8 protein-coding genes and 1 tRNA gene are annotated in these 6,394 nt (G+C 43.8%); 4 read left to right on the top strand and 5 right to left on the bottom strand.

The features are described 5' to 3' along the window. Positions 1-203: 203 nt before the first annotated feature. Entirely contained in the window at positions 204-443 is a 240-nt protein-coding gene (locus tag JHD69_RS18625) for a hypothetical protein (protein ID WP_199141848.1), read from the top strand. After that, the gene (locus tag JHD69_RS18620; RefSeq protein ID WP_199141847.1) at positions 421-867 is read left to right on the top strand and encodes a hypothetical protein; all 447 of its coding nucleotides are present in this window, start codon (positions 421-423) and stop codon (positions 865-867) included. The genes JHD69_RS18625 and JHD69_RS18620 overlap by 23 nt, the downstream gene beginning before the upstream one ends. Here JHD69_RS18620 and JHD69_RS18615 read toward each other — a convergent pair. The 4 genes from JHD69_RS18615 to JHD69_RS18600 form a co-directional block, all read right to left on the bottom strand. Next, positions 851-1,441 carry a hypothetical protein gene (locus JHD69_RS18615; protein WP_199141846.1) on the bottom strand — a complete coding sequence of 197 codons (591 nt, stop codon included), beginning with the start codon at positions 1,439-1,441 and terminating at the stop codon, positions 851-853. The two genes, JHD69_RS18620 and JHD69_RS18615, sit on opposite strands and share 17 nt — an antisense overlap. Positions 1,442-1,614: 173 nt before the next feature. After that, positions 1,615-1,688, bottom strand: a tRNA-Asp gene (locus JHD69_RS18610). Positions 1,689-1,777: 89 nt separating this feature from the next. Next, the gene (prfA, locus tag JHD69_RS18605) at positions 1,778-2,851 is read right to left on the bottom strand and encodes a peptide chain release factor 1 (RefSeq protein ID WP_199141845.1); all 1,074 of its coding nucleotides are present in this window, start codon (positions 2,849-2,851) and stop codon (positions 1,778-1,780) included. A gap of 204 nt (positions 2,852-3,055) precedes the next feature. After that, positions 3,056-3,802, bottom strand: a complete 747-nt coding sequence (locus JHD69_RS18600; protein WP_199141844.1) for a UDP-2,3-diacylglucosamine diphosphatase — start codon at positions 3,800-3,802, stop codon at positions 3,056-3,058. A gap of 167 nt (positions 3,803-3,969) precedes the next feature. On the opposite strand from JHD69_RS18600, the gene JHD69_RS18595 reads away from it, so the two are divergent. Together JHD69_RS18595 and JHD69_RS18590 are read left to right on the top strand one after the other, a co-directional pair. Further along, the gene (locus JHD69_RS18595) at positions 3,970-4,980 is read left to right on the top strand and encodes an NAD(P)/FAD-dependent oxidoreductase (protein WP_199141843.1); all 1,011 of its coding nucleotides are present in this window, start codon (positions 3,970-3,972) and stop codon (positions 4,978-4,980) included. Between the two features lie 2 nt (positions 4,981-4,982). Then, positions 4,983-5,312, top strand: a complete 330-nt coding sequence (locus JHD69_RS18590; RefSeq protein WP_199141842.1) for a 2Fe-2S iron-sulfur cluster-binding protein — start codon at positions 4,983-4,985, stop codon at positions 5,310-5,312. A gap of 131 nt (positions 5,313-5,443) precedes the next feature. Here the strand turns inward: JHD69_RS18590 and JHD69_RS21560 are convergent, their stop codons facing one another. Beyond that, positions 5,444-6,280 carry a DUF1735 domain-containing protein gene (locus tag JHD69_RS21560; protein ID WP_199141841.1) on the bottom strand — a complete coding sequence of 279 codons (837 nt, stop codon included), beginning with the start codon at positions 6,278-6,280 and terminating at the stop codon, positions 5,444-5,446. Positions 6,281-6,394 lie beyond the last annotated feature (114 nt).

Here is a 6,394-nt window from a genome sequence, read left to right as displayed (position 1 = left end):
CCCCCCCCCCCCCCCCCCCCCCCCCCCCCCCCCCCCCCCCCCCCCCCCCCCCCCCCCCCCCCCCCCCCCCCCCCCCCCCCCCCCCCCCCCCCCCCCCCCCCCTTTTCAAGCAGAAGACGGCATACGCGATCATGAGTACTGTCTCGTGGGCTCGGAGATGTGTATAAGAGACAGGTCCCATTCAGCTACATGCAACCAAATCGATGATCGTGCTATCGGCTGTTACCCGCTTTGCCTTTGTGATCAACCTGGGCAGAAACTTTGTCGATATTGTATTGCCTTTTAGCGAACCTTATTACGACAACCTGTGTTTCCGCAAGATCGGACAAGTACCCGGAAGCAATCAATACAACCATCACCTGAGGCTCATGTTTGCCGAGGATCTTAACGAAGAAGTATTGGGATATCTACAAAAAGCCTATGCCAACGGAAAAAACGTATGAGCTCAACGGATTTAGCCTGCCGGTGATCTTTAAAGATGGGCTAATTCAGATTGACGGCTCAGCAGAACTGCAACGCTTCTTATCAGAAGACATTGACAATAGAACCTTAGTTTTGGTGACGCTCATCAAATCAGACTACCTGTTGTGCACAAACCAGGCTTTGGCTATTGAGGATGATTCGATGATCGTGGAAATCTGGGGACACGTTTATGCCAGTCATTTTGCCGAAGCCTTAAAAAACCTCGTTCAACTGCAGCTTATTGAAAATATGGCCGATTTTGTGATCAACCGCGCAGATACAATTGATTGTGGCGAAAGGACAATTGATAGCAACCGTTTATTTTGGGACTTGCTTTCGAATTTTAAGGGCTTGATCTTGGGGTTTTTGCCGAATTCGACAAAAGAAGCTAAATCTCATCAATAATCTCGGCAGGTAATATTTTCAGCAAAATACCTTTTTGTCCATTTTCGATATTGACAAACTTCCAATTTGTCAAACCATCTAAAGAAATCGCGCACGACTTTTTAACTGTATAAATCAGGAATGTATTGGTTTGGTCATCCAGCTTTACATGGTCTTCTCCAAATTTAATTTTCAGTGATTGGCTAAGCAAATTTAATTTTTCGCTCTTCTCTTTAATGCCTAACGTGTCCATCCCATTAAATTTCATACTCATCCCACTTTCATAGTTAAACAATGCATAGTGTTTGCCATTTATGAGTTTGGGGGCTTTTATACTTTTGATCTTCCCAGTCATGACCTTAAACTCAAACTCTTTTGAGCTCAACAGTTGCTTCATCAGTGCTACCATTTGCTGTTTAGGAATGATTTTAAAAAAATCGTCCGGAACATATTCTGTAGATTGCTCAAATTCACCCTTGGCAATTAACGAATAATATGTATCAAAGTTCTTTTCTATGTTGACCTTATATACCTGTGCGCTGCTCGAAAATGCCAATATATTCAGGAAAAGAATAAGTAGCAGGGGCTTTTTCATCATGAATAAATCAAGTTAATTCTGTCCTAAAATAGAGTTTTAGATCTCCTTCGCCAAATTAGCGGCGCAAACACATAAACAATGGCTATTGTAACGACCCAAGCAACTTTTGACAGTATAGTTAGGGAACCACAATAACCAAAAAAGCACCACTGTTAAAGTGATGCTTTTTGCGGTCTGGACGGGACTCGAACCCGCGACCTCCGCCGTGACAGGGCGGCATTCTAACCAGCTGAACTACCAGACCTCTCAACCAAAATCTCTTTCGGTTTGGGATTGCAAATATAGCTCCTTTATATTACTTTGCAATAAAAATTTTAAAATAATTATAACTCCTTAATTTACAGCACCTTCTTTCATCTTCTCTGCGTTCTCTGCAAACTGTAAGGCATCAATCAGTTCTTGCACGCCTCCATCCATAATGCCACTCAGGTTGTAAAGTGTTAAACCAATGCGGTGGTCGGTTACCCTTCCCTGCGGATAGTTATAGGTACGGATCTTGGCCGAACGGTCGCCGGTTGATACCATTGTTTTGCGTTTGGCAGCAATATCTCCGTTCTTTTTCTGTACTTCCAAGTCATAAAGTTTGCTTCTCAGCATTTCCATTGCCAATTCGCGGTTGGCTAGCTGCGAACGTTCTACCTGGCAAACCACCACAATACCCGACGGACGGTGCGTTAGCTGCACTTTGGTTTCTACCTTGTTTACGTTCTGTCCACCGGCACCACCCGACCTTGAAGTTTGCAAGTCAATATCGGCTGGATTAATGTATAGATCGATTTCTTCGGCTTCTGGCAATACCGCTACCGATGCGGCCGAAGTATGTACACGGCCCTGGGTTTCGGTATCAGGCACACGTTGTACGCGGTGCACACCCGATTCGTATTTCAGCTGGCCATACACATCGTCGCCGCTCACCTTCAAAATCACCTCCTTGTAGCCGCCAGCCGTACCCTCGGTAACGTCCATGGTTTCTACGCGCCAACCTTTGGTTTCGAAGAAACGGGTATACATGCGGTATAAATCGCCCGCAAACAAGGCCGCTTCGTCTCCGCCGGTACCGCCCCTGATTTCGAAAACTGCATTTTTGGCATCTTCAGGATCTTTCGGAATCAGCATCAAACGGATATCTTCCTCCATTTTCTCCTGTTGCACCAAAAGAATATCCAATTCTTCCTTGGCCATCTCGCGCAACTCTTGGTCCTTTTCGTTGCTTAAGATTTCCTTATTCGCCTCGATATTGCTCATCACATTCTTGTAGATTTTGTATTCGTCTACAATCTTGCCCAAGTCTTTGTATTCTTTATTTAAAGCCGCAAAACGCTTCATGTCCTGTATCGTATCAGGATTGCTCAGTTGTTCTTCAACATCTTCCCAGCGTAGCTTAATTGCTTCTAATTTCTCTAACATAATTTTGTTTTTTTGAAAATATGCGCTACTGCAGGCAACAGCGCCCGTCCCGCTATCCGCTTCAACTTCAAATAAGTTTCCGCTGCTATCGGGTTTATTTAACGGCCACCTGTGCCGTAAAGGATGCAAAAATACGATTTTAAGACCAAACGTGAAAGTTTAATGACCAAAGCAAAGACCTCTTGACCGAGCATATTAACTCGCTTAAATGGGCTTATAATATTCGAGCTTCAGGTTTTGGCCATCAAAAACGCCATACGAAGAATAATTAATCCATTCGCCAATATTTACATAACGGCTGTTGTTGCCCAGATCTATATCTAAAGGCAAGTGTCTATGCCCAAACACAAAATAGTCAAAATGTTCTTCCTGCAGCTTTTCTTTGGCAAAGATGGCCAGCCACTCGCCTTCATTACCTAAAAAAACCTCCTTTTTGTTGCTGGCCACCCTGCTGCTACTCGACCAGCCATTGGCAATAAACATACCTATACGTGGTGGCAAAACCGAAAACAACCATTGGCAAAACGGATTCCTGAATACCTTGCGCAAAAATTTGTACTTCCTATCTCCCGGGCCTAAACCATCACCATGGTGCAAAAAGAATTTTTTGTCGGCACGTTCTATGATCAGCTCATCGCTGATAATTTGCAGGCCAATTTCCCTGGTAAAGTAATCGTCTACCCACATGTCGTGGTTACCCTTAAAAAAATAAATCTTAATGCCCCTATCAGCCATTTCGGCGAGCTTACCTTGCAAGCGGATAAATCCTTTGGGTATGACCTTACCGTATTCGAACCAAAAATCAAACACATCGCCCATCAGGAACAATTCGCTGCAAGTGGGCTCGATAAAATTTAGCCAGTCTACTATATGGGCTTCCCTTTTGCGGCTCTCGGTATAGTTCGGCGCACCTAAATGAAAATCAGAAGCAAAATAGATGCATTTATCCATAGTTATTGCAAAGATAGCAAATTTTCATGGTCCTGTGAGCTAGCCATTAAGCCCTTAAAACCGCTTAGTCTATCAAAATCATAGACTTTTTTAAGTTTTTATGTAGAACGCGTCTAAATAAGGTCTATATTTAAAGTTTAATTGCTAAATTTGCAAAAATTTAAAATATGATTTCAACTGACATAGCCATTATTGGCGCCGGCCCCGTAGGTTTATTCGCGATTTTTGAAGCAGGATTATTAAAGATGCGCTGTCATTTAATCGATTATTTACCCCAAGTGGGCGGCCAGTTGTCTGAAATCTACCCTAAGAAGCCTATTTACGATATTCCTGGTTATCCAAGCGTATTAGCCCAAGAACTGATCGATAATTTGGTAGAACAAGCCAAACCCTTTCATCCTGGCTTTACTTTAGGCGAGCGTATCGAAGGCCTTGAAAAACGTGGCGAAGCCGATTTCGTGCTCACCACCAATATGGGAACCATTATTGAGGCCAAAGTAGTAGTTATTGCCGGTGGCCTAGGTTGCTTTGAGCCCCGCAAGCCTGCAGTTGCCGGTTTAGAGCAATTTGAAAATGGAAGAGGCGTAAATTACATGATCCTGGATCCTGAAAAATACCGTGGGCAAAAAATGGTGATTGCCGGTGGCGGAGATTCTGCCTTGGATTGGACCATTTTCTTGGCCGATGTGGTATCGGAACTTACTTTGGTACACCGTAGCGAAAGCTTCCGCGGTGCACCTGATTCGGTAAACAAGGTGATGGAATTAGCTGAAAGTGGCAAAATCAACCTCGTACTCAATAGCAATTTAAATGCAGTTAACGGAAACGGCAAGCTCGAAAGTGTAGAGGTGATCCATAATCGAACCATGGAAACTACCACTTACGAAGCCGACCACCTGATTCCGCTATTCGGATTAAGCCCTAAATTAGGCCCTATAGAGCAATGGAACCTCAACATCAGCAAAAGCGCCATTGAAGTAAATACAGACGACTACAGCACAAATATCCCAGGTATTTACGCCATTGGTGATATTAATACATATACTAACAAATTAAAGTTAATTTTGTGCGGATTCCATGAGGCAGCCTTGATGAGCCACAGCGCCTATCAATACATCAATCCTGGAGTTAAATACACCATGAAATATACGACCGTAAACGGAGTTAGCGAATTTTAAGCATGGAAACAAACGATATCTCTATACAAGTTGAGGACCGTCAAGGCAACATTGCCACTTTAACAGCTCCTACCGACATGGGCTTAAGCCTGATGGAATTTTTAAAGGCCAGCGAATACGACATTCTGGCTACTTGTGGCGGCATGGCGCTTTGTGCCACCTGCTGCGTAGATGTACTGGAAGGCGAAGAAAAGCTAAACGAAATGACAGACGATGAGTATGCCATGTTAGACACCTTGCCTGACTTGCTACCCAACTCTAGGCTAGCTTGCCAATTACAGCTAAGTCCGGCTATGGACGGCTTAAAGGTCAGGTTGCACGCTGAGCAATAAGCGCACAATACTTACAACCTAAAAAGCCACAAGATCTATCTTGTGGCTTTTCTTTTTTATTTGCCTACAAATAGGCAATAAAAAGGCGCTTCGTTATGAAGCGCCTTTTTATAGATTTTATGAAATAAGAATTATCTTACACCACTGTAGGTCAAAACTAAACCTGTGATCTCTCTGACAGCACCAGTCGGGTTCCAGTTGAAGTTCAAAGTGAAAGTTTTGGTCGCTGGATCATACTTGTTGTCTTTTCCTGCCATGTTAGCAAGCGTTGTATTACCCAAGGCTTTCATGGTTACTAAATTAGTTACAGGATCAACAGTAGCACGTAGGTTATCTATACCAGCAATACCTGAGGCATTACCTGACCATTTCATACCGGTAATCTCAACCGTATTGGCATCAATAGTAGTCAAAGTTACGTTAGAGTTACCTTTAAGACTTCCGTTCAGTGCATCTCCGATAGTTGGAGAACCTGGAGCGCTGTAACGTTGTACGTTACCATTCACAACCTGGTAAATTCCATCATACTTGTTCTTAGCTCCGAAAATAACAATAATAGTTCCGAAATTAGCGCTAATGTTTGCTCCTGTTGCGCTTTTAATCCTCAAAGCCAAACCGTAGCTAACTGCCGGATTAAACAAGCTAGGTTTTAAAGAAACGGTAACATTTGCATAACGGCCACCTTTAGGAATAACTGCAGAGGTAGTATTCAACGTATAAAGTGAATTATACGGTGCCTCATGCATACGTAACAACGAAGTATGTTGTTGCGTGTTGTAATCATCAACAGCTGTTGGGTTGATATCGATAGTTATAGGGATATCTTGCGGTGCAACATCTGATCCGGTGTAATCTACTTGTACAGTAAATGTAGCACTTGTAGACTCTAATGGATAAGAGTGATTGAACGACGCGTAAACAGCACCTGATGGCGATTTAATAGCCGATGGGTTCTTAAACTCTACCACAGCAGGCGAGTTACCAGGTTTGGTGATCTCCTTATCATCTGTCTCTTATACACATCTAAAAAGGGGGGGGGGGGGGGGGGGGGGGGGGGGGGGGGGGGGGGGGGGGGGGGGGGG

The organism is Pedobacter sp. ASV12, from assembly GCF_016429155.1.
Lineage (GTDB): Bacteria > Bacteroidota > Bacteroidia > Sphingobacteriales > Sphingobacteriaceae > Pedobacter.
The sequence above is the reverse complement of the archived record's forward strand: the minus strand, read 5'-3'. Positions and strand labels throughout refer to the sequence as shown.

Coding starts and splice junctions, on each gene's coding strand:
- JHD69_RS18625 (WP_199141848.1), top strand. CDS start 204: ATGATCGTGCTATCGGCTGTTACCCGCTTTGCCTTTGTGATCAACCTG.
- JHD69_RS18620 (WP_199141847.1), top strand. CDS start 421: ATGCCAACGGAAAAAACGTATGAGCTCAACGGATTTAGCCTGCCGGTG.
- JHD69_RS18615 (WP_199141846.1), bottom strand. CDS start 1,441: ATGAAAAAGCCCCTGCTACTTATTCTTTTCCTGAATATATTGGCATTT.
- prfA (WP_199141845.1), bottom strand. CDS start 2,851: ATGTTAGAGAAATTAGAAGCAATTAAGCTACGCTGGGAAGATGTTGAA.
- JHD69_RS18600 (WP_199141844.1), bottom strand. CDS start 3,802: ATGGATAAATGCATCTATTTTGCTTCTGATTTTCATTTAGGTGCGCCG.
- JHD69_RS18595 (WP_199141843.1), top strand. CDS start 3,970: ATGATTTCAACTGACATAGCCATTATTGGCGCCGGCCCCGTAGGTTTA.
- JHD69_RS18590 (WP_199141842.1), top strand. CDS start 4,983: ATGGAAACAAACGATATCTCTATACAAGTTGAGGACCGTCAAGGCAAC.